Below are 24,218 nucleotides of genomic sequence, written 5' to 3' on the forward strand. Positions count from 1 at the left end.
TAATGGTGTAGCGATTTCAATGATTGGGGAAACGGTATGTCTACAAATTCGCGTTATCTGAGTGTGTTCGCAGCCCTGGCGCTGTCCACCGTGACCGTGGCCGCGTCGGCCGCGGAAGTTCCGGCCAGCTTCGATTCGAAGACCTGCAAGGCGGAATACCCGAAGGCATCCCTGATGAACGAAGAGCAGGGCACGACCTCGATGTCGTTCCTGGTCTCGCCGGACGGTTCGGTGGTCGAGTCGAAGCTGGATAAGTCCAGCGGTTTCAAGAACCTGGACAAGGCGGCGCTCAAGTCGATCTCGGCCTGCAAGTTCAAGCCGGGCACCAAGGACGGCGCGCCGGCCCAGACCTGGACCAAGGTCGACTACGGCTGGAAGCTCGACTAAGACGTAGACTGCCGCCGATCGCTGAATCGCGGCGATTCGCAGCATCGGGGTCTGGTCCCGCGGACCTGGCCCCATCTTCCTTGCTATCCCTTGCAGTCAGCAGGGGATAAGCAATATTGCATTTACATCGAATGCGTCTGTCCGTATATTCCGGGCATGAAAAACGCATTGCTGATTGCCGCCGCCTGTCTCCTGGCGCTGTTCTCCACCATCGGCGCCTCGCTGCCATATCCGATCCTGCCGCCGCTGTTCGCGTCCGGCGTGTCGAACAACCTCAACCATTTCCTCGGCCTGCCGCCCAAGCTGCTGTTCGGCATCGCGCTGACCATCAATCCGTTCGGCCTGATGATCGGCTCGGCCCTGCTGGGCCCGCTGTCGGACCGCTTCGGCCGCCGTCCGGTGCTGCTGGCCACCGCGCTCGGCGCCGCGGCCGGCCACGCGCTCACCGCGCTGGCGCTGATCGTCGAATCGTATCCCCTGTTTATCGCGGCGCGCTTCTTCACCGGTCTGCTCGAGGGCAACGGCTCGGTGGCGCGCGCGATGCTGGCCGACCGGCTCGACGGCCCTCTGCGCCTGCGCGCTTTCTCGTGGCTGAACGGCGCCTTCTACATGGGCTGGCTGGCCGGACCGCTGCTGGCCGGCCTGACGCTGCGCTGGGGCATCACGACGCCGTTCTGGGTGGCGGTCGGCGCGCTGGTGCTGATGGCCGCACTGGTGGCCGCGGTGCTGCCGCGCGAGGCGCCCTCGAAGCTGACGACGTCGTGGTGGCACGTGGCGCACAAGAACCATTCGCTGAACCTGCTGCGTTATGCGGAATTGCGCATACTTTTCGTGGTGCAGCTGGCCTATACCTGCGGCGTGACCGCGTTCTACGAGTTCTATCCCTTGTGGCTGGTGGAGACGGCCCACTATGACGCGCAAGGCATCGCCTGGATCACCGCACTCCTGTGCGGCCTGATGACGTTCACCTCGCTGGTGTTCGCCGGCCGCCCGAGCGCGTTGCCGCCGCTGCGCCGCGCCGCGTGGCATGCGTTCGGCGTGGCGAGCGCCGTGGCGCTGCTGGCCGCCGGCAACACGGCGGTGGGGCTGGCGGCAATCGTGCTGTTTGGCATTCCGAATGCGTTCTACAACGCCATCATGCCCGGCTGGTGCTCCGAGCGTTTCGGCGCCCACGGGCAGGGCGCGGTGATGGGCCTGCTGTCGACGATCTTCTGCATCGCCAACATCCTGATGGCGCTGGCCGGCTCGGTGCTGACCTTGCTCGACACGCGCCTGGTGCTGCTGCTGGGCGCCGCGCTGTCGGCGTGGGCCGGCTGGCGCCTGCAGGGCTGGCGACAGGCGCTCGTCACGCCCGCGCCGGCGCCAAATTAGGCCGACGCCATTCGCCAGACCGGAGGCGGTGATACCATTGTCGGAAAGATACTTCCGGTCCCTTCCATGTCCCTCGTCTATTCCCGCCTGAACCACGCGCTGCGCGTGCCGCTGGCCGCCGAAATCCATTCGCGGCCCTTCCTCAAGCTCGAGGCGCCCGAGACGATTACCCATCTCGCCGTGGTGCGCGACGCCGCGGGCCCGCCGAACGGCAACGCGCTGGCCCAGCACGGCATCCTGGCGGCGCTGTGCGGCCACTTCGGCGTCGCCGCGCCGGTGGCCGGCGCATCCTACTTCTATCACGACTTCGGGCGCTTCCGCCTGAAGTGGGAGTGCCATACCGAATTTGCCACCTACACGTTCGCGCAGCCGTCGCGCGATGGCGAAGCGCTGGCCGACAAGTTCGCTCGCATGCCGATCGTTCACTTGCCGCAGCAGTGGCTGGAGAGCCTGGAAGGCCGGCTGATGGTGGCGGCGCACGTGGTGCTCGAGCGCGGCGCGGACAGCGGCGACGAGCTGGCGCGCGCGTTCGAGGGCAACCTGCTGGTCGGCGCCGCGGTGATGCAGGGCGCGCAGCTGTGGACCGACTTCGCGATCCAGTCGGACGGCTTTTCGCGCGTGGTGATCCGCGACGTCGGCATGCGCGCGCAGCAGGCGGGGCGGCTGGTGCAGCGCGTGCTGGAAATCGACACCTACCGGATGATGGCGCTGCTCGGGCTGCCGTCGGCGCAGGAGGCGGGAACCGTGCTCAACGCGATCGAGGCCGAACTGGCGGCGCTGGCCGGCGCGATGGTGGCGACCGACGCGGGGCAGCAGGGCGCCGGGTCGGACCAGGCGCTGCTCGACCAGATCACCCGGCTGGCGGCGCGGCTGGAAAAGCTATCGCTCGACAACAGCTATCGCTTCTCGGCGTCGAAAGCCTACTTCGGGCTGGTCAGGGCGCGCATCGAGGAACTGCGCGAAGTGCGCATCGAAGGCGTCCCGACGGTCGAAGAATTCATGGACCGGCGCCTGACGCCGGCGATGAACACCTGCGAGGCGACGGCGGCGCGCCAGGACGCGCTGGGGCGGCGCATCGCCAACACGAACGACCTGCTGCGCACCCGCGTGGGCATCGTGCAGGAGATGCAGAACCGCCAGATCCTGCAGTCGATGAACGCGCGCGCGGCGCAGCAGTTGCGGCTGCAGCAGGCGGTCGAAGGGCTGTCGGTGGCGGCGATCTCGTATTACGTGATCGGCCTGCTCGGCTATCTGGGCAAGGGCGCCAAGGGGCTGGGGATGAGCGTCAATCCCGACGTGCTGGTCGGTGTGCTGGTGCCGGTGGTGGCGGCCGGGGTGTGGCTGGGTTTGCGGCACATGCATCGGCGCATGCATGCGTAGAGATGCGCTGCGGCGAAAGGTGTCCGTTGTAGCGAAGGAAATGCTGGCTCGCATGCGATGAGGGACGCCCGGGTTGGGGAGGGTCGCCAATGCGATCACGAGACAACGGAGTACACTGGAGTGGTGGCGGCGAGCCGCCCGGAGGTGAGCAGTTGGAAACTCGAATCGCGGCGGTAGAAGCAAGAGTCGACAACCTTGCCGATCGGATGACCGTGCTCGAGCGTGACGTCGCGGTGATCAGATCTGACTGGGCCACCAAGGCCGATGTCGCTGAGGCGAAAAATAGCGTCACCACGTGGGTGGTCAGCGCGCTTTTACTTGCTTGCGGCGCGGCCCGGATCAGGCGAGCACCGGAAGACTGAGGAAATCCACGATGTGTTCCGTGGTTTTCAGGTCGATCCTGGTGAAGCGCGCCCCGTAGCGGAATCCGGCCGGAACACCGTCCGTCGACCGGTACAACAAGCGCACGAACGCGTCATGCGGCGCCGCATCGCCAGGCAGGGTGAATCGGACAGCATGCACGTCGCCGCTGTCGAGCGACTGCGTGCTGGCGATCGTGACGCCATTGGTGGATATCTCCAGCAACACCATCGGCGTCCACGCGCTTTCCGCAGACGCGGCGATCCACGCTGCCTCATGCATCAGTCGTCGCGAATGTGCTCTTTGCTCGTCCATCTGAGTCCGACTCTCTTCTCGTTTCAATACGGCGGCATCTTGCCTTGCAGTATATATTAATTTCCACATGGCAAGAATAAAAATTCCGAGCTTTGCCCGTCTGGCCGGGGCTGCTAAGTGAACTGGCGCACATAGCGACGTGTGTACATTGGTTACAATGTGACAAATAGTCACCACGTGTTTTGGGCCTTTCCTTGAATTTAAGTAAACGACCGTCATGAGCAGCGACACGCGCATCCAGAAGAAGTCTTACGCCATGCAACGCATGGCCAAGGCCATCGAGCGCGCCGTGGGCGCGGCCACCGGCAAGGAAAAAGAGCGAGCCGCGAGATGGGTGGGCGCGTGGGGGATGCTGTGCGGGATTAAGAGTTCGACGGTCAGGCTGCGGCAGTGCGAAGTGGGGCGCGGCAGCGACGCCCACATCCGCCAACCGACCGATCAGATGGACCTGTCAGGCGAAATCGACACCGGCGCGGCAGGGCCAGCCGAGCCGCAAGGCGGGGCGCCCTCGGCCCAATTAGCGTATCGGCTGAACTGCGGCGATCAGCCGGCGCCGCGGCCGCGGTCTGAGCCGGCGCCTGCCTTATTGCGGTTTGAAAATCAGCCGGCAGACGGCGCCAGAATCGCACGCACCTTGGCAATCAAGGTGTTCGGCTCGAACGGCGCGGAAATGTAATCGTCGGCGCCGCTGTTCATGCCGCGCATCTTGTCCTCCGTGCTGATCAGCGCGGCCGAAGTCTGCAGCACAAACACCTTGGCGCTCAGCGGATTGGTCTTGATCTGGCGGCACACTTCCCAGCCCGACATGTCGGGCAGCTTCATGTCGAGCAGAACCAGGGCGGGATGAAGCGCGGCAACCAACGCCAGCGCCTGCGCGCCGTCGGACGCTTCTTCGACGCGGAAGCCGGCGTTGATCAGCAGGCGTGTCTTGGCATGACGCGCAGCATCGTTGTCTTCCACGTTGAGGATAAGCGCTTCGTGCTTCATAGTGAGGGGTAGTGATTAGCGCTGGGAAATCTGCGGATCGCGTATTGTACCAAGACTGTTGTTGCGTGGAGATAAAGGTGGCGGTTGTCCAGCGCCGCGGACCGTCACCGTGGCGTTTTGAGAACTGACTGCGACCATCAGCCCCGTCCGCGAGCGGGGCTGCAGGGCCGGCGAATTGCGGGCGACGGGTTATCGCGTCACTTTCACCTTCACGGTGGCGTTGGCCGAGTTGCCAGCCGCGTCCTTCGCCACCACCTTCAAGGTGTGGCTGCCCAATTTCACACTCGCCGTTTGCCACACGTAGGAAAGGGTCGCGCCGCTGCCCTGGGCGACGACGGCATTGTCGATCGACAGCTCCTGGGTGATGCCGGCGGCGCCGCTGTTGTCGGTGGCGGAGGCGCTCACGGTCACCGCGCCGCTGACGTTGCCGGCAACCGGATTGTCGATCTTGACCACCGGCTTGACTTTATCCTTGACGATCGGTGGCGCCGGATTGGCCACGTTGACGGCGACCGCCGCGGACGCGGTGGAATTGCCGGCCTTGTCGAAAGCGGTGGCCAGCAAGGTGCTCATACCGTTCGGCACGCCGGTCGAATTCCATATCAGGCTGAAGGGGCCGGCGTTGTCGGACGCCACCATGGTGCCATTGACCCGGAGCTCGACCCGGTCCAGCGCCAGGTTGTCGGTAGCGGTGACGGCCACCGTCACATTGCCTTTGACCGTGCTGTTCGCTTTCGGCGCGGTGATGACCGAGGTGGGGGGCTGCGTATCCTTGAGGATGACGGTCTTCAATGCGGCCTGAACCGCGGCGTTCGCGTCGACCCGGCCGTAACCGTATAGCGGATCGCGGCCGGCAACGCCCAGGTCGCGCGCCGACGAGAACATCGCCGCTTCGATCTCGGTGCTGTCGAGCGAAGGCGCGGCGGCCATCATCAGGGCGGCCACGCCGGCCGTGATCGGACTGGCGAACGAGGTGCCATTCACCGAGCCGTAGGATTTGTTCAGGCCGGTGGTCACGATGCCTTCGCCCGGCGCCGACATCGACACGAAGGCGCCGTAACTGGACCAGCTGGTGATCGTGTCGGAGGTACCTGTGGCCGAGACGGCGATGAGCGACGTCGATGGCGCCTCTTGCTCGTCGATGCCATTGTTGGCGGCTGAAACGAAGACGAGGCCGTTCTTGCTCTTCATGTATTGCGACGCGCTCAAGATCGCGGGGTCATCGGCCAGGGGGCCATAGCTGACGTTGGCGATGCGCACACCGTGATCTGCGGCATAGGTAATACCGGAGGCGATCGTGCTCGAGTACGCATAGCACGTGCCGTTGTAGGGAAACGCGATCCGCAAGGGCATGATCTTTGCGCGCGGCGCTACGCCGGCGACGCCGATGCCATTGCTGTCGCGCGCCGCCGCCGAGCCGGCCACCCAGGTGCCGTGGCCGCATATGTCGGCGACGTTGGTGTTGTTGTCGATGAAGTTATAGCCAGGCACCAGGTTGGGCGCCAGGTCGGGATGCGTGGCTTCGATGCCGGAGTCGAGAATCGCAATCGTGATGCCGGCGCCCTGGGTGGTGTCCCACGCAGTCGAGGCGCCGATTTTCCCAATATGCCATTCGCTGCCGATATACGGATCGTTGACGGCGAGCGTGCTTTGGTAAAGCCGGTCGAGCTGCGCAGCCTTCAGGAAGGGGTGGGCGGCCAATTGCCGGACGACGGCTTGCTCGGAAACGCCGGCCGGCAGGATGACAAGGTGCGTCGTGCTTTGGCCGAGTTTTTGGGCCTTTCCGCCGTGCAGTGCCAGCAGCTGGTCAAGGTCGTCACGCGACAGCCCGGCGCGCGCCTCGACCAGGATGCGGCCGCGCGCATACTGGTGGACGCCGTCGCTGAACACGGCGGGGCTGACGATGCTGGTCGCCGCGAACGCAGGCAGCGCGCACAGCAGTGCAAGCGCCGCGGCGCCGCGCGCGAGTCGGCGCGGGTGACGCAATGGACGGGGGAGGGCGGCAGATGATCGGGAAGGGTTTTTCATTTTTGGCTTTCATCGGACTTGGGTGGGAGGACGGCATCGCCCCGCGGGAGCCCGGCAGCGACACGCTTTTCTCAATCTAGATGAGCGCCCCCGGCGACGCCATTCGGCAATTCCAATCACGGCGAGCACGGCTGTGCCGACTGACTATCGCAGCTCAACAATTGATTGAGGTTCTCGATGAAGGATGGAAATTCGAGTGCCGCGTCGGCGGCGCACTTGCGCGTGCGCCCGGAACTGCTTTCCCTTGACGCGCATAGCGCCGAAGTGCAGCCGCGGGAGAAGTTGTTTTGTCCTGCTCACCCAGGCTGAGGGCCGTCAGCTTTTCTCTCGCGAGTGACGCCGTGTCCCCGGACGAAAAAAAGCCACCTCGAGGGTGGCGCTTTTCGTTTGAATCCATGCAGAAAATGGGGTGGCTGATGGGGCTCGAACCCACGACAACAGGAATCACAATCCTGGACTCTACCAACTGAGCTACAGCCACCACTGACTGACATTTGTTCCGATGCTCCCGGAACAGAGCGAGATTATACAAACATCTGGGGAAACTGGCAAATCTAATTGCGACTCATGCGGGATCGGCTAATTTTGTTCCGATCGCCACTTCCTGAACCGGCACCGCCAGTCCCAGCAGGGTGGAAAACGCGGCCTCCAGCGCCGTGCCGCTGGCGCTGGTGTAACCCTGCAGGCTGCCGGCCGCCGCGTCGCCGCGGGCGCTGCCGCCGATTTCCAGCAATCGCGCAAGCTGACGCGCGACCGCCTCGCCGGTGTCGACCAGCACCACATCGGTCGACCCCGCCTGCGCCACGATGCGCTCGATCGCCGCCTGCACCAGCGGGTAGTGCGTGCAGCCGAGCACCAGCGTGTCGGCGCCCTGGTCGAGCAGCGGCAGGATGTAGCGCCTGAGCATGTCCTCGGTGGCCTCGGAATCGAGTTCGCCCAATTCGATCTGGTCGGCCAGCCCGGTGCAGCCCTGCAGCAGGAACTGCGCCTGGCTGGCCGCGCTGATCTGCTCGCGCAGCGACAGGAATTTTTCGCCCGCCAAAGTGCGGTCGGTGGCCAGCACGCCGACCTTGCCGTTGCGGCTGGCAGCGGCGCCCGGTTTCAGACCGGGCTCGACGCCGACGATCGGCATGTCGGGGAAATGCTCGCGCAGGATCTTGATGGCGGCGACGGTGGCGGTATTGCACGCCACCACCAGCGCCTTGGCGCCTTGCGCGACCAGGAAGCCGGCGATCGCCAGCGAGCGCTCGGCGACCGCCTGTTCGGTCTTGTCGCCGTAGGGCGCGAAGGCCGAGTCGGCAAAGTACAGCAGGTGCTCGTGCGGCAGCAGGGCGCGGATGTGGCGCAGCACGGACAGGCCGCCCACACCCGAGTCGAACACCCCGATCGGGGCGTCTGCCGGCGTCGCCATGCCTTAGGCGACGGTGACCGGAATCTTGCCGACGGAGGACAGCGATTCGATCTTCGCCGCCCATTCCTTCGGCCCGGTGTTGTGCACCGAGGTGCCGTTCGAATCGACCGCGACGGTGACCGGCATGTCGGTGACGTCGAATTCGTAGATCGCTTCCATGCCCATGTCGTGGAAGCCGAGCACCTTGGCCGACTTGATCGCCTTCGACACCAGGTAGGCGGCGCCGCCGACAGCCATCAGGTAAGCCGACTTGTGCTTCTGGATCGATTCGATCGCCGCGGGGCCGCGCTCGGCCTTGCCGATCATCGCGATCAGGCCGGTCTTTTCCAGCATCATGTCGGTGAACTTGTCCATGCGCGTGGCGGTGGTCGGGCCGGCCGGGCCGACCGCTTCGTCGCGCACCGGATCGACCGGGCCGACGTAGTAGATCACGCGATTGGTGAAATCGACCGGCAGCGGCTCGCCCTTGGCCAGCATGTCCTGGATGCGCTTGTGCGCGGCGTCGCGGCCGGTCAGCATTTTGCCGTTCAGGAGCAGGGTCTGGCCCGGCTTCCACGAGGCGACTTCTTCTTTGGTGAGCGTGTTCAGGTCGACGCGGCGCGATTTCTCGGTGTCCGGCGTCCAGTGCACGTCGGGCCAGGTCGACAGCGACGGCGGCTCGATGTAGGCGGCGCCCGAGCCGTCGAGCACGAAGTGCGCGTGGCGCGTGGCGGCGCAGTTCGGAATCATCGCGACCGGCTTGGAGGCGGCGTGGGTCGGGTACATCATGATCTTCACGTCGAGCACGGTGGTCAGGCCGCCCAGGCCCTGGGCGCCGATGCCCAGCGCGTTGATCTTGTCGCACAGTTCGATGCGCAGTTCCTCAGTCTTGTTCTGCGGGCCGCGCTGCTTCAGTTCGAACATGTCGATGTCGTCCATCAGCACCTCCTTGGCCATCAGCATCGCCTTCTCGGCGGTGCCGCCGATGCCGATGCCCAGCATGCCGGGCGGGCACCAGCCGGCGCCCATCGTCGGCACGGTCTTCATGACCCAGTCGACCAGCGAGTCGGACGGGTTGAGCATGACGAACTTCGACTTGTTCTCCGAGCCGCCGCCCTTGGCCGCGACCTTGACGTCGACGGTGTCGCCCTCGACCAGCTCCATGTGCACCACGGCTGGCGTGTTGTCCTTGGTGTTCTTGCGCTCGAACTGCGGGTCGGCGACGATCGAAGCGCGCAGCTTGTTGTCGTCGAAGTTGTAGGCGCGGCGCACGCCTTCGTTGACGGCGTCGGTGACGGTGCCGGAGAAACCTTCGAAGCGCACGCCCATGCCGATCTTCAGGAACACGTTGACGATGCCGGTGTCCTGGCAGATCGGGCGTTTGCCTTCGGCGCACATGCGCGAGTTGGTCAGGATCTGCGCGATCGCGTCCTTGGCGGCCGGGCTCTGCTCGGCGTCGTAGGCGCGCGCCAGGTGCTGGATATAGTCGGCCGGGTGGTAATAGCTGATGTACTGGAGGGCGGCGGCGACCGATTCGATCAGGTCTTCCTGCTTGATGATAGTCATGGAGGTTCTCGCGGGTAGTAAGGACGGGGAGGCAAGGCAAAATTTTCTACGCGTCATTTTACACGCGTCGCAAATGGCTTGCGGATAAGCGCAATGGCCGGCCCAAAGGTTGGTAAAATCGACACCTTGCAGGCTGGGCAAGCGGATGTAAGCGCTCAGTAAGCGAGCATGTCTAATGTGGATAAAAAAATTAGGGAGACGATCATGGCCGGAACAGACACCAACCAGCAGGACAACCAGGGTTTGCACGAGCACCGCGTGTTCGCGCCGCCGGCCCAGTTCAGCGCGAACGCGGCCATTTCCGGCATGCCGGCATACGAAAAGCTGTGCGCCGAGGCGGCGGCCGATTACGAAGGCTTCTGGGCGCGCCTGGCGCGCGAGAACCTGGACTGGCACAAGCCGTTCACCAGCACGCTCGACGAGTCCGGTGCGCCGTTCTATAAGTGGTTCGGCGACGGCCAGCTGAATGCCTCGTACAACTGCCTCGACCGCAACCTGAAGAACGGCAACGCCAACAAGACCGCGATCATTTTCGAGGCCGACGACGGCGCCGTCATGCGCGCGACCTACCAGGAGCTGTACGAGCGCGTGTGCAAATTCGCCAACGGCCTGAAGGCGCGCGGCATCAAGAAGGGCGACCGCGTCATCATTTACATGTCGATGTCGATCGAAGGCGTGGCGGCGATGCAGGCCTGCGCGCGGATCGGCGCTACGCATTCCGTCGTGTTCGGCGGCTTCTCGGCCAAATCGCTGCAGGAGCGCATCATCGACGCCGGCGCGGTGGCCGTGATCACCGCGGATGAGCAGCTGCGCGGCGGCAAGCAGCTGCCATTGAAGGCCATCGTCGACGAGGCGCTGGCGCTGGGCGGCTGCGACAGCATCAAGAACGTCATCGTCTACAAGCGCACCGGCGGCAACATCGCGTTCAAGGAAGGGCGCGACCTGTGGCTGCACGACCTGGTGGCGAACCAGCCGGCCGAATGCGAGCCGGAGTGGGTCGACGCCGAGCATCCGCTGTTCATCCTCTACACGTCAGGCTCGACCGGCACGCCGAAGGGCGTGCAGCACTCGACCGGCGGCTACCTGCTGTGGTGCGCGCTGACGATGAAGTGGACGTTCGACCTCAAAAAGGACGACATTTTCTGGTGCACCGCCGACATCGGCTGGGTGACCGGGCACAGCTACATCGCCTACGGCCCGCTGGCCGTCGGCGGCACCGAGATCGTGTTCGAAGGCATCCCGACGTATCCGAACGCGGGGCGCTTCTGGGAGACCATCGCCAAGCACAAGGTGACGATTTTCTACACGGCGCCGACGGCGATCCGCTCGCTGATCAAGGCCGCCGACGTCGATCCGAAAGTGCATCCGAAGAACTACGACCTGTCGAGCCTGCGCCTGCTGGGATCGGTGGGCGAGCCGATCAATCCGGAAGCGTGGATGTGGTACTACAAGAACGTCGGCAACGAGCATTGCCCGATCGTCGACACGTTCTGGCAGACCGAGACGGGCGGCCACATGATCACGCCGCTGCCGGGCGCGACGCCGATGGTGCCGGGTTCGTGCACCTTGCCGCTGCCGGGCATCATGACGGCGATCGTCGACGAGGCCGGCGCCGACGTGGCGAACGGGCAGGGCGGCATCCTGGTGGTCAAGCGGCCGTGGCCGTCGATGATCCGCACCATCTGGGGCAACCCGGAGCGCTTCAAGACCAGCTACTTCCCGGAAGAGCTGGGCGGCAAGTACTACCTGGCCGGCGACGGCGCGATCCGCAACAAGGAAACCGGCTACTTCACCATCACCGGGCGCATCGACGACGTGCTGAACGTGTCGGGACACCGGATGGGCACGATGGAAATCGAGTCGGCGCTGGTGGCCAATCCGCTGGTGGCCGAAGCGGCGGTGGTGGGCAAGCCGGACGAGACCACGGGCGAATCGATCTGCGCGTTCGTAGTGCTCAAGCAGGCGCGGCCGACGGGCGAGGAAGCCAAGAAGCTGGCGCTCGAGCTGCGCAACTGGGTGGCCAAGGAGATCGGGCCGATCGCCAAGCCGAAGGAGATCCGCTTCGGCGACAACCTGCCGAAGACGCGCTCGGGCAAGATCATGCGGCGCCTGCTGCGTGTGCTGGCCAAGGGTGAGACGATCACGCAGGACGTGTCGACGCTGGAAAATCCGGCGATCCTGGAGCAGCTGAAGGAAGCTTCATAGGAGAGGGCGGGGAATTTCTTGGTGCTCAGCCGGAATGTTTGATATAATCTGCGGCTTCGTGAAAGCGAAGCAAGCAGGAGAGATGGCTGAGTGGTTGAAGGCGCACGCCTGGAAAGCGTGTTTAGGATAATATCCTAACGGGGGTTCGAATCCCCCTCTCTCCGCCAAGAATACAAATGTGGAAAAAGCCACCCTCGGGTGGCTTTTTTGCATTTGTTTCGTGGCGGAGAGAAGCAAGGCGCCTGCGCGCCTTGCGTGGGGGATTCGAAAGCTGTCGCCTTGCAGGGCGCAGCGGGGCCGCGGGACGTGGCCGGATCCCCTCTCTCCGCCAAGAATACAAATGTGGAAAAAGCCACCCTCGGGTGGCTTTTTGCATTTGTTTCATGGTGGAAGCAAGACGCTCCGCGTTCGTTTTCGCTGGCGCGCCGCAAAGCCCCATCGAAAATCCCTGCTTCTCCCTGCGGGCCTTGCATCGGAGATTGGAAAGCGGTCGCCCCGCAGGGCGCAGTGCGCGCTTCGCCGGCACTCATGGCGCTGGCGCACATTCCGGATAAAATTGCATGTTTTGCATTTTTTTGTTACTTGCATGCTACCCTGTGTGCTCCCTTCCTGCACAACCATCGACACGAGGACGCCATGCCATTCGTATCTTCCCTGATGCAAAAAGGCTGTATCGCACTTCTCCTGGCCTGCAGCTTGCCGGCCATGGCGGCTGCGCCGATGGACAAGGAGCTGTTCGAGCGCGCCGGTGAGCAGCGTGCCGAATTCGTCAAGCTGCTTGGCACGCTGGTAAATATCGACTCCGGCACCGGCAGCGAAAAAGGGCTGGAACAGGTGAGTGCGATCATCGTCGCGGAGGCGAAAAAGCGCGGCATGAAGGTGGAGCTGGTGTCGGCCGCGCCAGCGATCGGCAACAACATCGTGGCGACGCTGACCGGCAAAGGCAAAGCGAAGATTCTGCTGATGACCCACATGGACACGGTATTCGCCGACGGCAGCGCGAAGGCGCGGCCATTCCGCGTCGAGGGCGACCGTGCGTACGGTCCTGGCGTGGTGGACGACAAGGGCGGCATGGTCCTTGCGCTCCATGCGATCAAGCTGCTGCAGCAAATGAAGTTCGACGATTTCGCGCAGATCACGCTGTTCGTCAATTCGAACGAAGAGACCTTCTCGAAGGGAAGCTACAAGCTGATCGAGACCCTGGCCAAACAGCATGACGTCACGCTGAGCCTCGAAGGCGGGCGGCCTTCCGACGGCATGGTCGTGTGGCGCAAGGGGTCGGGCACCCTGCACATTGATGTCAAAGGCAAGGCGTCGCACGCCGGGAACAATCCTGGCGCGGGACGCAATGCGGCGATGGAAGCGGCGCACCAGGTGCTGCAGATGGCCAACCTCGGCGACGCTGGCAAACAGACGACCGTGAACTTCACCGTATTCCATTCGGGCGATCGCGATAATGTGATCCCCGATGCGGCCGCTGTGCGCGGCGACATGCGCGCCGCCACCAGCGACGAATTCGATCGGGTGGAAAAGGACATGGCGCGCTTGGCCGAGAAAAAGCTTATCGCCGGAACCGAGGTGAAAACCAGCGTGGAACGCGGCATGGCCCCGATGCCGCTCAACCCGCGCACCCAGGTGCTGGCCGCGCGCGCACAGGCAATTTACGCTGAACTCGGAAAAACGCTGGCGCTGGAAGGATCGGGCGGCGCGGGAGACGCAAACTACACCGCCGCGGTGGGCGCATCGACGCTCGATGGCTTCGGTCCGGTGGGAGGCAATTTCCACGGCGAAGACGAATACGTGGAACTGAACAGCATTGCGCCGCGCCTGTACCTGCTCGTCAGGATGATTATCGAGAGTCGTGCGAAACCCTGATTGCTCCTGACGCCGGTTCGATGAGGATGGTTCCTGGGCGATTGGTGCGGGCGACCAAAATGGGGTCGGGTCCGCAGGACCAGACCCCGCCCCTCCTCACTTCCTGATTCGGACCCCGCTCAGCTGAGCGATCGCAGCGAGCGTCGTCTGCGCGGCATTCAGGCCGAGCAGGAAGTCCTTGTCCGAATAGGTGCTGTAGATGTCGCTCGGCTGGTGCCAGTTGGGATTCCATCCGGCGCCGATCTGCATGCCGCGCTCGTTCTCGCGCAGTGAGATGGACGGCACGTAGTCCATGAACGGCGTCGAGTCGGTGTTGGTCATGTGGGGGCCGACGGCGGCCGGATAATCGGTCGCATACTTGCCGTTGGCCGCGTGGAACACCCACGCCAGCTTGGCAGACGCGTCGGCCTGCTTCGATGCCGACTGGAATTCGATGTTGACGTCGGCCTCGCGCCGCTGCTCCTTCGGCGACACATAGATGACTTGTCCCTTGGCGTCCAGCACCGGCTTGCCGGCGCCGTCGAGCTGCGGGATCGGCATGCCGTGATCCCACATCATCATGTCGTGCTGGATCACGCCGAGCCACTTCGGTTCGGGATACTTGCCGGAGCCTTTCGGCGATTCGATGCCCTGCAGGTCCTTGCGTTGATCGACATAGGCGCGCGCGCCGTTCAAGCCGGTCTCTTCGTTATTCCACAGCGCGAACCGGATCGAGCGGTCGGTCTCGACGCCGGGCGCGTTCAGAATGCGGGCCAGTTCCATCACCAGCGCGGTGCCTGAGCCATCGTCGTTGGCGGCCTCGCCGAAGCCGATACCGTCCATGTGCGCGCTGACGATGTACATTTCTTCGGGATGGGTGGTGCCGATCTTGGTGCAGTACACATTCTCGCGCGGCGTCGTGCCGACCGGCGTCTGCTCGGCGTTCAGCGCGCGCAGCCGTTCGTCGCGCTGCAGCATCGGATCGGTGTTGACGCCGGTTGCGGCGCGATTGCCGAACAGGATGCTGCCGCCCTGGCCAGCGGGGCCGCCGCGGCCGCCCGGCACGACGGCGCGCTTCGGCGCCAGTGCGCCAGCGGGCGGCGGCGCGGGCTGGGTGAATTCGTAGCGCAGCCGTTCGGTGTTGGTGCAGCCGTAGGACTTGAGCTGCGCTTCGATCCAGTCGAGCGCCTGGCGGTTGCGCTCGGTGCCCTGGCGGCGGTCGCCGAAGCGCGTCAGCCCCTTGATGGTGGCCTTGTACTTTTCGAGGTCGAGCTGGCCGACCAGCGTCGTGATGGGGTCGGTGGCGGAAGATGGTGGCGCGGGTGTTTGGGCCGCGGCGGGAATCGAGAAAGCGAGCGACAAGGAGAGTGCGATCAGGGAGTTCGAATTCAAAGGACATCCTTCTAACGGGTGAAATTCCATGCGGCGAGAAAACAGGGTCCCAGGTCCGCAGGACCTGACACCGGGCTGATCAGGTGTCCGAATCGCCAGTCGGACCGCCGAACAGCTCATCGAGCCCGGCCGGCTTCCGGCGCGGGGTGGCGCGGCCACGCGTGCCGTGGAACTCTTCCTCGATATTGTCACGGTAAAAGCTCCAGGCTACGCCGGACGTGGAAAACCGGCGCCAGGTTTCGTTGCCCACGCCGGAGTAATCGATCGCGCTGCCATCGTCGAACTCGACGCGCAGGATGCGTTCGCGTGCGTCGTAGCCGATCGCGCGCAGCTTGCCTGCATTGATCTTCTTCATTTCCATGATGGACTCATTCGAGCGAGATGACGCCGTCGAATTTCACGTTCAATTTAACGCCAGCAATTTCCAGCGTCATCGTCGCCGGCAGCGCTTCGTTGCCGGAAATGGTTTTGTCGGCGATGGCCTTGGCGACCGCTTTCTCGATTTCGTTTTGCGAGCTCACGCCGACCATCTTCAGGAACTTGCGCAGGCTTAGGTTGAAATTTTCGTCGTTCATGGCTCACCTCTGAATTGATCGGTTGTTAAGCCATCACTTTACCTGCTTTTAGCGTTCGCGCAACCGCATCTGCGATCCAGGCAGCCCGTGCGAATTGCCGCGGACCCGCACCTGAAGTTGATACCGCCCAAATGCACAAACGACAACGCGCCGCAGAATGGGATGTCGGCATGCCTGATCGCAAAGATTCGGCCGCCTATCTTTCCGTTTGGTTTCCCCTGAACCTGTGGAGCGACGCACGATGAGGCACATGACATGAGCAAAACCATTCTCGGTATTTCCGCCTTTTATCACGACTCGGCGGCCGCGCTGGTGCGCGACGGCGCCATCGTCGCGGCCGCGCAGGAAGAACGTTTCTCGCGCAAGAAGCACGATCCGCGTTTCCCCGTCAATGCCATCAATTACTGCCTGGAAGAGGGCTTCGTCAATCCCGACGAGCTCGACGCGATCATCTTCTACGACAATCCGCTGGCGACCTTCGACCGCGTGGTCGAGAACGCGCTGGCCGCCGGCGAGGAGGGGCGCGAACAGTTCCTCAAGGCGGCCGGCCAGATCCTCGGCGACAAGGTGTGGGTCAACGACCACGTGCGGCGCGCGCTCGGCTCGCTCGGGCGCGAAGGCCAGGTGCTGTTCGCCGAGCACCACATGGCGCACGCGGCCAGCGCCTTCTACCCATCGCCGTTCGAGCGCGCCGCGGTGCTGACCATCGACGGCGTCGGCGAGTGGGCCACCACCAGCCTGGGCGCCGGCGACGGCAAGGACTTGCGCCTGTTCTCGGAGATTAACTATCCGCATTCGCTCGGATTGCTCTACAGCGCCTTCACCTATTTCTGCGGCTTCAAGGTCAACTCCGGCGAGTACAAGCTGATGGGGCTGGCGCCGTACGGCGAGCCGCGCTACTACAAGGCGATCATCGAGCACCTGATCGACGTGCGCGACGACGGCTCGTATCGGCTCGACACCTCCTATTTCGGCTACCTGAGCGGCATGGTGATGACGGGCGAGCGCTTCGCGGCGCTGTTCGGCGGGCCGGCGCGCCGGCCGGAGTCGCCGATCACGCGGCGCGAGATGGACCTGGCCGCCAGCGTGCAGAAGCTGACCGAGGAAATCATGCTGCGCACCGCGCGCCACCTGCGCTCGATCACCGGCGAATCGAACCTCGTGATGGCCGGCGGCGTGGCGCTCAATTGCGTCGCCAACGGCAAGCTGGTGGCCGAGGGCATCTTCGACAAGGTGTGGATCCAGCCGGCGGCGGGCGACGCCGGCGGCGCACTGGGCGCGGCGCTGCTGGCCGAACACGTCTACTTCGACCGGCCGCGCGTGATGACCGCTGACGGCGGCGACGCCCAGCAGGGCAGCTATCTGGGCCCGGCGTATTCGACCAGCGAGGTGCTGGCCTTCGTCAACCGCCACGCCTACCCGCACACGCTGGTGGCGGACCAGGCCGAGCGGCTGGCGCTGGTGGCCGCCGCGCTGGCCGAGGGCAAAATCGTCGGCTGGTTCTCGGGACGGATGGAGTTCGGCCCGCGCTCGCTGGGCGCCCGCTCGATCCTGGGCGATCCGCGCAGTCCGACCACGCAGGAGACGATGAACCTGAAGATCAAGTACCGCGAGTCGTTCCGGCCGTTCGCGCCGAGCGTGCTGCGCGAGCGCTGCGGCGAATACTTCGAGCTCGATTGCGACAGCCCCTACATGCTGCTAATCGCGCCGGTGCGCGAAGAGCGGCGCATCGAGATGGACAGGGTGCGTTTCGACGAAGGCAACGACGACATGCTGGCCGTGATCAACCAGGCGCGCAGCGACGTGCCCGCGATCACCCACGTCGATTATTCGGCGCGCGTGCAGACGGTAGACGCCGCCACCAATCCCGAGTACCACGCTTTGATCCGCGCGTTCGAGGCGCTGACCGGCTGCGGCATGCTGGTGAACACCTCATTCAACGTGCGCGGCGAGCCGATCGTGTGCTCGCCGGAAGATGCGTACCGCTGCTTCGTGCGGACGGAAATGGACATGCTTGTGCTGGAAGACGTGATCCTGTGGCGCCACGAGCAGCCCGCATTGAACGAGCAGGAAGACTGGAGGAAGACCTATGAACTCGATTGAAGACGCAAAGATGGCGAGCGCGATGGGCCCGCTGTTCGACGAGGTGCTGCTGCCGATGGCGCAGCGCATGCGCGAGGCCGGCGTGCAGGCGTTTCCGCTCGAGCCGGACGTTTCGTGGTTGAGCTACTACGTGCGGCGCAAGCGCGCATCGATGACGCGCGCCGATTTCACCAGCGCATCGTGCTCGGATTTTGCCGACCTCGAACAGCGCCTGGCAGCGCACTGGCTGTCATTGGGGCGCAACGAGCTGGCGGCTCAGGCCGGCCAGTTCGCCGATGCGGCGCGGGCCGCGAAAGCTGCGCTGGCGGGCGACGCGCCCGAGGCGGAACTGTCGCCCTACGTGTACGCGATGTTCTGAGCGTTCACGAGGCAGTTCATGCACCGGCTTCAAACCCGGGGTCAGGTCCGCCGGACCTGACCCCTGCCTTTGGTCGGCGGCGCGTCCGAAGCTGTTATTTCTTCTTCGCCGCTGCCTGTGCGTTAGCCTGCGCTTGCGCCGCGGCCTGCTGCTGCGCCGCCTGCTCGCGCTGCTTCTTCTTGCTCATGTGATGGCCGACCGCGCATCCGGCGGCCGCTCCCGCCAGTCCATGACGTCCTGCCACGTGTCCTGCCACGCCGCCGACCAGCGCGCCTTTGAGGCAGCCTGCGCTCGACACGCCCGATACCGAAGCGAGCGACATGGCGAGAGCGAGCGAAACGAGTTTGGTTTTCATATGTTGCCTTCCTGATGAATTGAGTAAGTCGGGATAGCATAGGTCGCCAGCGGGGCCGCGTATGTGCGACAACCCGCATAGTACCCATCGAATCATTACCGCCAGGTTACTGGATGTAAGGTGTTGTCAACGCGTCCTCAGTCCAGGACGTTTTTCGAGCTGGCCTACTCACCACATCGTCCACATTCATGGAAATTACCGAAGTCGTCGACATCGCCGGCGAAGCCAGTCACGCCGCCTCCCTGAACCGGCGCGTCGCCGTCACCGTGGCCCTTCTGGCGACCTTCATGGGCGTTTGCAAGGTCAAGGACGACAACATCGTGCAGGGAATGCAGCAGGCGCAGGCCGACAAGATCGACCACTGGTCCTACTACCAGGCGCGCAACGTGCGCGAGGAAATCGCCGCCGCCACTGCGACGCAGATGAAGCTGGCGGCCCTGGCGCGCCCGGCGGCGGAACAGGGCGCGTACGCCGACGCCGTGAAGAAATACGAAGCGCTCGCGGCCGACCAAAAGGTAAAAAAGGAGCAGGTGCGCCTGCAGGCGGAGCAGGACCAGAAAACCTACGACGCATCGAACTACCGCGACGACCAGTTCGACTTGTCCGACGCGCTGCTGGCGATCGCCATTTCGCTGCTGGCGATTACCACGTTGACGGCGCAGCGTTGGCTGTATTGGGCGGCCATCGTGCCGACCGCGATCGGCGTGTTTTTCGGCGTGGCGGGCCTGGCGGGCTTGCCGTTTCACCCCTCCTGGATCATGGGGCTGCTGTCGTGATCAGGCGCGCGGCTGCAGGAACTGGTTGCTGAGGAAGTCGGCGATGCGGGTCTGCGTGCCTTCGAGATAGGGGATGTTCAGGTGGTCGGAGTCGGGCACGATTTCGTCCTTGTGCAGCTTGCCCAGCTTGGCCACCAGCAGGTCGGTGTGCGAGTGCGGCACGATGTCGTCGAAGGCCGCGCGCAGCACGTAGGTCGGCGCCGTCAGCGACGACGCATACTTGACGGACTCGAAGCGGTGGCGCAGCACGTACTCGATCGGCATGGTGCGGAAGCGCCGCTTGGCGATCGCGAGAATCGAATCGTAGGGAGTGATCAGGACCACCGAGTGGGCCGCGCATTGCATCGCGACCTGCACCGCGACGCCCGAGCCGAGGCTGCGGCCGACGATGGCGATGCGGCGCGGATCGACGTGGCCGCGCTGGGCCAGCCAGTCGAACAGCATGCGGCCGTCGTCGACCATGTGCTGTTCGGCCGGATCGCCTTGCGAGTCGCCGTAGCCGCGGTAGTTCACGGCCAGCACCGCCATGCCGGGGAACAGCTTGCCGGCGTCGCGCGCCACCCACGACACTTCTTCGGAGCGGCCGCCGAAATAAATGACGCCGGGATGCGGCCCGACCACCGCCGGCGTCATCAGCCAGCCGGAAAGCTTGGTGCCGTCGGCGGCGCGCAGCACGATGGGCCGGGTGCGGTGGCCGCTGCTGCGCGGACGATCGACTTCGCGTTTGACCGTGGGGTTGAACACCAGCCGGCGCTGGCTGGCCGCGATTGCACCGGCAAAACCGAGCCAGAGCATGCTCGCAATGCCGGCGAAACCCGCGACTTTTTTGGTATTGTTCATGAGCACAAGTGTACTCCCGTTGGCAACGATTTGCAGAGTCCAGCGCATTCGTGCGGCCCCGCGCAATTGAAGTTTTTCGCGTGCGTGGCTCGCTTACAACGGCGCTGCGACGAACAGCGTGCGCTGGGTATCAGACGCGGGTTCGTTCGCGGGAATCCGGCGCCGTTATTGGGCGCGCTGCATCTTGAACACCGGCCTGATCGTGCCCACTTTTGCGCCGCGCACGTTTTTCAGTTCGGGCTCGCGATAGTGCTCGAGCATCGCGCGCTGGCGCGCATCGAGCAGCCTAAGCTGGTCGAGTACGCTGAAGGTGGCGCACTGCAGGCTGCGCACGGCGCCGTCGGCGATCTTGATGGCGATGCCGAGGCCGGCGGAACGCACGCCGATGGTTTGCACCGCGTCGGCGCCGACCTTGGTCACCCAGTCGCCCGCGCCGGCGGCCATGTAGGCCAAGTCGCAGCGCGCCTCGCCCGACACCAGGTCGGGGTGCGCGGTCATGGCGTCGAACAGGTCGCCCATCGGCGCACCCAGGCGCGGATCGCCATGGCCCTGCGCCAGGCGCGCGTACAGGTGCGCGAGGCGCGACAGCGGCAGCGCGTAGTTCGGCGCCGAGCATCCATCCAGTCCGGTGGGCATGGCGCCGGCGTCGAGCCCCGCGCTGTCGGCCAGGCTCGCGCGGATCGCTTGCTGCAAGGGATGGGCCGGATCGACGTAGCCGGCGGTCGGCTTGTCGTGCAGGCGGCACCACGCGAGAAAGCCGCTGTGTTTGCCGGAGCAGTTGTGATGCAGCTGGTTCCAGCGGCCGTCGGGCGGCGCCGGCTGGCCGACGCTGTCGTAATACAGCGGCGCGTGGCAGCCGCATTCGAGGTCACTTTCGTCCAGGCCGATTTTCGCGAGCATGGCGCTGACCGTGGCGATGTGCTTCGGCTCGCCCGAGTGGCTGGCGCACAGCAGCGCGACTTCCGACGACGTGAGGCCGAAGCGCGCGGGGCCGTCGGCCAGCAGGAAAGGCAGGGCCTGGAACGGCTTGATGGCCGAACGCGTGAAGGTCATGAAGTCCGGGTCGCCGGCATGCCACAGCAGCTTGCCGTCGGTGTCGACCACGGCGACCGAGCCGAGGTGGAGGTTTTCGGCGGCGTAGCCGGAGGACGGATAGCCGCGGGTGGTTTCCACCAGGGGAGCAAGCTTCATTGATCGGTCTCGGTTGTGACGGGCGCTCCTAATGTAATCGAAATCCGTCGCCGCACCAATACGCGGCGCGGCGACGAGGGGCGGATAGGCGACCGGGACTGGGCGTCCCCGTCGCTCCGCCGGACCTGACTCCAGGCTTTGTCAGAAGCTGGTGGGAATGCGGACGGTGAGCGAGACGTCGGGCGTGTCGCGCGTCAGGCCGGCCCCGACCGAGACGTTGAGCGTGCGCTTTTCGCTGAGGCGGTAGGAGTAGCCGAGCAGCAGGGTGCCAAGCTGGGTACGCACCGCGCCCGGCACCGGCACGCCGTTCTGGCGCGTGCGGGCGATCGACTGATGGTCGTAGCCGAGGCTGAACGAAGCCTTGTCGTTGAGGGCCAGGCCGATGCCGAAATTGAAGCCGGCCACGCCGCCCGGCTTGATCTCGCCGAGGAATTCGCGCTCGCCGCCCAGCACCAGGCGGCTGATGTCGCGTCGCTTGAAATTGTGCAGGTAGCTGACGCTGCCGAAGAACACTGCCGGATCGGAGGGGAACAGCCAGGTGAGGTTGGGCTGCACCGAGTAGAAGCCGGAACCGGTCGGCAGGTCCAGCGGCAGGCCACTGCCGGTGACGTTCTCGCCGATGCAGCGTTTCAGGCAGTCGGTGACGACGCTGAACGGATCGCGCCCGGTGCGGAACTTGAAGCGCATGCCGCCGATGAAGTAGGGCTTGTCGGCGCCGCCGTCGTTCATCTGGTAGCGCAGCGCGTATTCGGCGTCGCCGATGGCGCGGCCGCTGGTGTCGAACACGCGGTCGACCGCGGTGCCGGTAAACACTTCGCGGCTGACGGATGAATCGGAGCGGTACACGTACGGAATTTTCAGTTCGGCCTCGAGCCGGTTCGACACGCCGAGGCGGCCGGTCAGCGCGGCGGTGAAGGTGTTGCGCTTTACTTCGCGCACGTCGACCAGTCCGATCAGCAGCGCCGGGATGACGGTGTAGCCGACCAGCGAAATCCGGTTGCTGGATGAGTAGGCGAATTGCGCGGACGGTTCGAGCACGACCTTGCCGCGCGGCGTGAGCACGCCGGGCTGCTCGAACAGCGGCGCGACCGCGGGCGGACGGTTGTCGCGCGCCGGCGGCCGGCCCACCGCGCCGCGCGGCAGCACCGCGGGGGGCGGCTGCGGCGCGGGCTGCTGGGCCACGATGGGCTGGCTGGGCACGGGCGCTGTCTGGCCATTAGCGGCCTCGGCGCCGGGCAGTTCCTGGCCGGCGCCATGGCCGGTGCCGCGCTGCGCCTCGAGCTGTTCCGCACTGACGCTGCGCACGCTGCCGGCGAAGGTGGCGCCGAGCTCGCGCTCCAGCGCGCGTTGCGCCGCCACTTCGCGCGCCAGCGCCTCGAGCGCCTTGCGCTGGGCCGCCAGTTCCTGTTTGATGATGTTGAGCTGGTTGGTCAGGTCCCGGTGCGTGAGATCCTCCTGCGGACGCGCGTGCGAGATGGGACTGAGCAACAGGGCCGACAGTCCGGCGCTGCGCAAACCAGTGGCGAGAATGTGCTGCATGCTTCCTCCGATCGGATGGCTGGGGTGGCGCGACATCATTGGGCGCCGACGGCGCGCGCCAGCGCATCGTTCAGGCTGCTTTGAAAATTGAGGCTCCTGGCCAGGCTGCCGCTGTTCACGCTCGCACTGATCACGGTCTCGCTGCGTATCAGTTGATCGTTCAGCGTGTTCTGGATGACGACGCCGCCAAGCGCGTGCGCGGCGTCGCCCGCTTGATAGATGTTGTCACTGCCGTTCTGGATGAGTTTGACGGACGACAGGGCATCGTGGGTTTGGATTGCCTGCGCAGAACTGAGCCGGTTCAGGTCGGCAATCTCGATGCGCGTGTGCGCGACGATGTCGCCATTGATCGAGACCGTCTTCTCGATGCCGAGCGACATCGCCAGGCCGTTCGGCAAGGTGAAGCCGCCGCGCGTGGCCTCGAGCTGTGCGGCGTCGACCGGCTGCCAGTCGTCGGCCGGGCCTGCGCCATCGGCAGCCAGCGCCGGCGCGCCGAAGCCGGCAAGCGCGAGCCACAGGCTCACGTGCAAGAGTTCATTGGTGCTTCGCATGAAGATCTCCCGTTAGTAGTCGCCCGGTCCGCGCTTGGCCATGGTGATGCCGCTCAGGCCCTCGCGATTGATGCCGGCGCCGAGCGGCGCGTGCGGCGCGGCGCGCCAGTCGGCGAGCCGGTTGAAGGCGGGCGCCTTGGCGGCGCCGTGAATGACGAACAGCAGCTTGTTGCCCCAGATTTGTTCGAAGGCCGCGCGCGGCAGCGAGCGCGTGCCGTTGGCCGGATCGCCGATCAGGATGCGGCCGTCGGCGGCGCCCTTGATGACGACGAAATGGTTGTAGCCCTTTTCGGAAACCAGCACGATGGCCGGAAGTTTGGCGTCGACCAGCTTTTGCAAGGGCAGCTTGAAGCCGTCCGCCTGGAAGCCCTTGGCCGCCAGGAAGCGCTTCATGTCGAGCAGCGAGAAGCCTTCCTTGCGGATTTTGTTCTGGTCGCCTTGCGCATACATCTGCACGAACACCGATTGCTCGCTGGCCGCCACGCCGTAGTGATGCGTGAGCAGGGTGGCCACGGCGGCCGAGCCGCAGCTGAAATCGTATTGCTGGCGCAGCGTGCTCTTGAAGCGCATTTCCTTCATGCTCGCCACCAGCACCGAATAGCGGGCGCCGCCGATGCCGGGCAGATCGATGGCCGCGGCCTGCTGGGCCGCGCAGGGCAGCAGCAACGCGGCGGCGAGGCGCTTGATGTTCATGG

24 protein-coding genes and 2 tRNA genes are annotated in these 24,218 nt (G+C 65.0%); 11 read left to right on the top strand and 15 right to left on the bottom strand.

The genetic code is table 11. The features are described 5' to 3' along the window. Positions 1–36 precede the first annotated feature (36 nt). The 4 genes from AC1D02_RS01855 (at position 37) to AC1D02_RS01870 (ending at position 3,500) form a co-directional block, all read left to right on the top strand. Positions 37–387: an energy transducer TonB gene (locus AC1D02_RS01855; RefSeq protein ID WP_477313123.1), complete on the top strand. Its 351-nt coding sequence runs from the start codon at positions 37–39 to the stop codon at positions 385–387. A 156-nt stretch (positions 388–543) separates the two neighbouring features. Next, positions 544–1,758 carry an MFS transporter gene (locus AC1D02_RS01860; RefSeq protein ID WP_477313125.1) on the top strand — a complete coding sequence of 405 codons (1,215 nt, stop codon included), beginning with the start codon at positions 544–546 and terminating at the stop codon, positions 1,756–1,758. A gap of 66 nt (positions 1,759–1,824) precedes the next feature. Beyond that, positions 1,825–3,138 carry a DUF3422 family protein gene (locus tag AC1D02_RS01865; RefSeq protein ID WP_477313127.1) on the top strand — a complete coding sequence of 438 codons (1,314 nt, stop codon included), beginning with the start codon at positions 1,825–1,827 and terminating at the stop codon, positions 3,136–3,138. A gap of 152 nt (positions 3,139–3,290) precedes the next feature. After that, positions 3,291–3,500: a hypothetical protein gene (locus AC1D02_RS01870; protein ID WP_477313129.1), complete on the top strand. Its 210-nt coding sequence runs from the start codon at positions 3,291–3,293 to the stop codon at positions 3,498–3,500. Here the strand turns inward: AC1D02_RS01870 and AC1D02_RS01875 are convergent. After that, a complete protein-coding gene (locus AC1D02_RS01875; protein ID WP_477313131.1) occupies positions 3,478–3,813 on the bottom strand; it encodes a PilZ domain-containing protein in 336 nt (111 codons plus the stop codon). The two genes, AC1D02_RS01870 and AC1D02_RS01875, sit on opposite strands and share 23 nt — an antisense overlap. A gap of 217 nt (positions 3,814–4,030) precedes the next feature. Between AC1D02_RS01875 and AC1D02_RS01880 the strand changes: the two genes are divergently transcribed. Then, a complete protein-coding gene (locus tag AC1D02_RS01880) occupies positions 4,031–4,489 on the top strand; it encodes a hypothetical protein (protein ID WP_477313133.1) in 459 nt (152 codons plus the stop codon). Here AC1D02_RS01880 and AC1D02_RS01885 read toward each other — a convergent pair. The 5 genes from AC1D02_RS01885 to AC1D02_RS01905 form a co-directional block, all read right to left on the bottom strand. After that, entirely contained in the window at positions 4,414–4,773 is a 360-nt protein-coding gene (locus AC1D02_RS01885) for a response regulator transcription factor (RefSeq protein ID WP_477313135.1), read from the bottom strand. The two genes, AC1D02_RS01880 and AC1D02_RS01885, sit on opposite strands and share 76 nt — an antisense overlap. 216 nt (positions 4,774–4,989) lie before the next feature. Next, entirely contained in the window at positions 4,990–6,828 is a 1,839-nt protein-coding gene (locus AC1D02_RS01890) for a S8 family serine peptidase (protein WP_477313137.1), read from the bottom strand. A gap of 405 nt (positions 6,829–7,233) precedes the next feature. Continuing rightward, positions 7,234–7,309, bottom strand: a tRNA-His gene (locus AC1D02_RS01895). Positions 7,310–7,393: 84 nt separating this feature from the next. Next, the gene (gene murI / locus AC1D02_RS01900; RefSeq protein WP_477313139.1) at positions 7,394–8,239 is read right to left on the bottom strand and encodes a glutamate racemase; all 846 of its coding nucleotides are present in this window, start codon (positions 8,237–8,239) and stop codon (positions 7,394–7,396) included. 3 nt (positions 8,240–8,242) lie between these two features. Beyond that, positions 8,243–9,784 carry a fumarate hydratase gene (locus tag AC1D02_RS01905; protein ID WP_477313141.1) on the bottom strand — a complete coding sequence of 514 codons (1,542 nt, stop codon included), beginning with the start codon at positions 9,782–9,784 and terminating at the stop codon, positions 8,243–8,245. A 204-nt stretch (positions 9,785–9,988) separates the two neighbouring features. Here AC1D02_RS01905 and acs point away from each other — a divergent pair, with 204 nt between their 5' ends. The 3 genes from acs to AC1D02_RS01920 all read left to right on the top strand — a co-directional run bounded on the left by acs (position 9,989) and on the right by AC1D02_RS01920 (position 13,864). Beyond that, positions 9,989–11,989, top strand: a complete 2,001-nt coding sequence (gene acs, locus AC1D02_RS01910) for an acetate--CoA ligase (RefSeq protein ID WP_477313143.1) — start codon at positions 9,989–9,991, stop codon at positions 11,987–11,989. Positions 11,990–12,065: 76 nt separating this feature from the next. Beyond that, a tRNA-Ser gene (locus AC1D02_RS01915) sits at positions 12,066–12,156 on the top strand. A gap of 175 nt (positions 12,157–12,331) precedes the next feature. Then, positions 12,332–13,864: a glutamate carboxypeptidase gene (locus tag AC1D02_RS01920; RefSeq protein ID WP_477313145.1), complete on the top strand. Its 1,533-nt coding sequence runs from the start codon at positions 12,332–12,334 to the stop codon at positions 13,862–13,864. A 96-nt stretch (positions 13,865–13,960) separates the two neighbouring features. On the opposite strand, the gene AC1D02_RS01925 is transcribed toward AC1D02_RS01920, so the two are convergent. From AC1D02_RS01925 to AC1D02_RS01935, 3 genes are all read right to left on the bottom strand, one after another. Then, positions 13,961–15,235 carry a M28 family metallopeptidase gene (locus AC1D02_RS01925; RefSeq protein ID WP_477313147.1) on the bottom strand — a complete coding sequence of 425 codons (1,275 nt, stop codon included), beginning with the start codon at positions 15,233–15,235 and terminating at the stop codon, positions 13,961–13,963. A 79-nt stretch (positions 15,236–15,314) separates the two neighbouring features. Beyond that, the gene (locus AC1D02_RS01930) at positions 15,315–15,596 is read right to left on the bottom strand and encodes a KTSC domain-containing protein (protein WP_477313149.1); all 282 of its coding nucleotides are present in this window, start codon (positions 15,594–15,596) and stop codon (positions 15,315–15,317) included. A gap of 7 nt (positions 15,597–15,603) precedes the next feature. Further along, positions 15,604–15,810, bottom strand: coding sequence for a DUF6494 family protein (locus AC1D02_RS01935; protein ID WP_477313151.1), 207 nt, complete (start codon positions 15,808–15,810; stop codon positions 15,604–15,606). Positions 15,811–16,065: 255 nt separating this feature from the next. Here AC1D02_RS01935 and AC1D02_RS01940 point away from each other — a divergent pair, with 255 nt between their 5' ends. Continuing rightward, positions 16,066–17,913 (top strand): carbamoyltransferase family protein, encoded by a 1,848-nt coding sequence (locus AC1D02_RS01940; RefSeq protein WP_477313153.1) that lies wholly within the window; start codon positions 16,066–16,068, stop codon positions 17,911–17,913. Continuing rightward, positions 17,900–18,271 (top strand): hypothetical protein, encoded by a 372-nt coding sequence (locus AC1D02_RS01945; RefSeq protein WP_477313155.1) that lies wholly within the window; start codon positions 17,900–17,902, stop codon positions 18,269–18,271. The genes AC1D02_RS01940 and AC1D02_RS01945 overlap by 14 nt, the downstream gene beginning before the upstream one ends. 94 nt (positions 18,272–18,365) lie before the next feature. On the opposite strand, the gene AC1D02_RS01950 is transcribed toward AC1D02_RS01945, so the two are convergent. Then, entirely contained in the window at positions 18,366–18,626 is a 261-nt protein-coding gene (locus AC1D02_RS01950; RefSeq protein WP_477313157.1) for a hypothetical protein, read from the bottom strand. A 188-nt stretch (positions 18,627–18,814) separates the two neighbouring features. Here AC1D02_RS01950 and AC1D02_RS01955 point away from each other — a divergent pair, with 188 nt between their 5' ends. Beyond that, the gene (locus tag AC1D02_RS01955) at positions 18,815–19,402 is read left to right on the top strand and encodes a DUF4337 domain-containing protein (RefSeq protein WP_477313159.1); all 588 of its coding nucleotides are present in this window, start codon (positions 18,815–18,817) and stop codon (positions 19,400–19,402) included. Here AC1D02_RS01955 and AC1D02_RS01960 read toward each other — a convergent pair whose 3' ends face one another. From AC1D02_RS01960 to AC1D02_RS01980, 5 genes are all read right to left on the bottom strand, one after another. Further along, complete coding sequence (locus tag AC1D02_RS01960) at positions 19,403–20,242, bottom strand: alpha/beta hydrolase (RefSeq protein ID WP_477313161.1); 840 nt, start codon at positions 20,240–20,242, stop codon at positions 19,403–19,405. A 165-nt stretch (positions 20,243–20,407) separates the two neighbouring features. Continuing rightward, positions 20,408–21,433 (bottom strand): asparaginase, encoded by a 1,026-nt coding sequence (locus tag AC1D02_RS01965; RefSeq protein WP_477313163.1) that lies wholly within the window; start codon positions 21,431–21,433, stop codon positions 20,408–20,410. Between the two features lie 141 nt (positions 21,434–21,574). Then, complete coding sequence (locus AC1D02_RS01970) at positions 21,575–22,972, bottom strand: acetate kinase (protein ID WP_477313165.1); 1,398 nt, start codon at positions 22,970–22,972, stop codon at positions 21,575–21,577. A gap of 35 nt (positions 22,973–23,007) precedes the next feature. Continuing rightward, the gene (locus AC1D02_RS01975) at positions 23,008–23,523 is read right to left on the bottom strand and encodes a hypothetical protein (RefSeq protein WP_477313167.1); all 516 of its coding nucleotides are present in this window, start codon (positions 23,521–23,523) and stop codon (positions 23,008–23,010) included. A gap of 12 nt (positions 23,524–23,535) precedes the next feature. Beyond that, positions 23,536–24,216: a C39 family peptidase gene (locus AC1D02_RS01980; protein ID WP_477313169.1), complete on the bottom strand. Its 681-nt coding sequence runs from the start codon at positions 24,214–24,216 to the stop codon at positions 23,536–23,538. Positions 24,217–24,218 lie beyond the last annotated feature (2 nt).

It is taken from the genome of Massilia sp. P1_C10 (genome assembly GCF_056406475.1).